Genomic DNA, 2,036 nt, shown 5'->3' with positions numbered 1-2,036 from the left:
CAGCTCTCACCTTCGGGGCCTTGGGCGGCGGCGGACTGGCCAGCGTGGTGACTGTTGGCCGCCCGGGACGTCGTGGCCGTCGTGGCCGTCGTCGACGCGCAGCGCTACCTGCTTCCCGCCCGGCTGGTGTACCCGCTGGCGCTGCGAGCGCGGCCGACTGCCCGCAGGATGCCGCGTTCTGTTCGGCTAGCGACTGGGTCCGCCGCGGCGTGGCCCCGCCCGTGTCCAGCAGGGGCATCTCTCGCGGTCGGCGAGGATCTGCGGTGGCTACGTCGTGCCAAATCTAAACCTGTGCAAGTTTGCGCCAGGCATGCGGCACACCTATAACTAAACAGGTCAAGGAACCGGGCTTAACCTGCGGTCACGACCGATCATCGCTACTGGCCGAGTACGCAGCACTGCGGCATCGCAGCACATCCTCACCCCGACCCGAGAACCAGGTGGAACCTCATGACTGCTCTGACCTACCCGGCGCACCTGCAGCCGACCCGATCGGTCAGCCGGACCCAGGCCCTCCTGATCCGCCTGCTTGGACCGGCTGATTCCTGGGATAACCCGCTGGTCGGCACCAAGTACGACCCCCGCTTGGCCGAGCATCGGCAACGTGTGGCAGTTGCCCGCCGGCGGGCTAGGGCCTCAGCACGCGCGCTCGGGACGCAGTCGGTCGCGCGCGAGGACTACGACGCGTTCGCTCCCGCCGTCGTCAGCTGAGCGAAATCGCTCCACGTCGACAGGCACTCGCACGGCGGCTGCGGCTCACGCCGTGCCCGGCGACTGTTGCACGCTCTACCAAACATGTGCGAGTTGGTACGCTCGTGAGGTGACCGACAACGTGTATTCCGTCGGGGCAGCCGCGGGTCGGCTGGGCGTCGCACCGGAGACCCTGCGCAGCTGGGGCCATCGCTACGGTCTGGTGCCCTCGCTGCACACCGCCGGCGGGCACCGCCGCTACACCGCAACCGACCTCGGCCGCCTGATGAGCATGCAACGTCTGATCGGGCAAGGCGTCTCACCTGCCCGGGCCGCGCGCTCGGTGCTCGGGATGGACCCCCCGCAGTCCGTGGCACCCGTGCCGGAGGAGGAACCCCGTCGTCCAGGGGGTCCAGGTGGGCGGGTCCTGGCCGTGCCCGGCGGCTCGGGCGAGGCCCGTGGACTGGCGCGGGCGGCGAGCCGGCTCGACGCGCAGGCGATCAACGACATCCTCGCCGACGCCCTGGCGAGCCGCGGGGCCCTGACCGTGTGGGACGAGGTCATCCGTCCGGTGCTGGTGGCGAGCGGGGCGCGGTGGGCGCGTACCGGCGCGGGCATCGACGTCGAGCACGTGCTCAGTGAGACGACCCTCGAGGCGCTGCGCGCGCATCGGGCGTGCCAGCTGCGCCCCCACCCGGGTCGTGCGGTGCTACTCGCCTGCTCACCCGAGGACATGCACGTCCTGCCGCTGCACATCATCGCAGCAGTGCTAGCCGAGCGACGGGTACCAGTACAACTGCTGGGCGCCCGGGTGCCGCATGCCGCGCTGCTGTCCGCGCTGCGCCGGACCAACGCATCGGCCGTGTTCGTGTGGCGGCAACGCACCATTGATACCGGTGCCGTCGAGCTGCCCAGCACCCGCCCACCGGTGGCCCTAGTCGTGGGAGGTCCGGGCTGGGAGGGCGTGACGCTGCCCCCGGGCAGCCGAGTGGCGCGAAGCCTCGCCGACGCGATCGAGCTGCTCCAGGCCACGCCGCGCTGAGCCACTCCGGCCCGGCGCCCGTCACGGATCTGTTCGCCAGGGTCAGCCGCGGCTCGTCGGCCTTGTTGGCCGCTGCGCGGCGACCGCTGGCTGTGCGGCAGGGGCCGGGGCAAAGTGCGCTCACCAAGCATGAGTGCAGCAGTGCGCTGCGCGAGGGCGATGGTGCCTATGACGACATTCAGGTGCATGGCGCTGATCCGGTGCCCGATGGTGAGTGGCTGGTATTCGATGAGTACCCGCGGATTACCTGGCGGCAGGATGCGATGTGGCGGCGGCAGGCAGCGCCTGCCTACGACGATCTGGC

Annotated in this window: 3 protein-coding genes; all 3 read left to right on the top strand. The window is 70.7% G+C overall.

Annotated features, from left to right (window positions below):
- The first annotated feature begins 450 nt into the window (after window positions 1-450).
- Complete coding sequence (locus VIM19_20370) at window positions 451-711, top strand: hypothetical protein (GenBank protein ID HEY5187191.1); 261 nt, start codon at window positions 451-453, stop codon at window positions 709-711.
- Between the two features lie 109 nt (window positions 712-820).
- Window positions 821-1,732: a MerR family transcriptional regulator gene (locus VIM19_20365; protein ID HEY5187190.1), complete on the top strand. Its 912-nt coding sequence runs from the start codon at window positions 821-823 to the stop codon at window positions 1,730-1,732.
- Window positions 1,733-1,824: 92 nt separating this feature from the next.
- Window positions 1,825-2,036: hypothetical protein (locus VIM19_20360; protein ID HEY5187189.1), on the top strand; the 212-nt coding region annotated here is incomplete at its 3' end.

This window comes from Actinomycetes bacterium (genome assembly GCA_036510875.1).
GTDB lineage: Bacteria > Actinomycetota > Actinomycetes > Prado026 > Prado026 > DATCDE01.
This window is presented reverse-complemented; position numbering and strand designations above follow the sequence as displayed.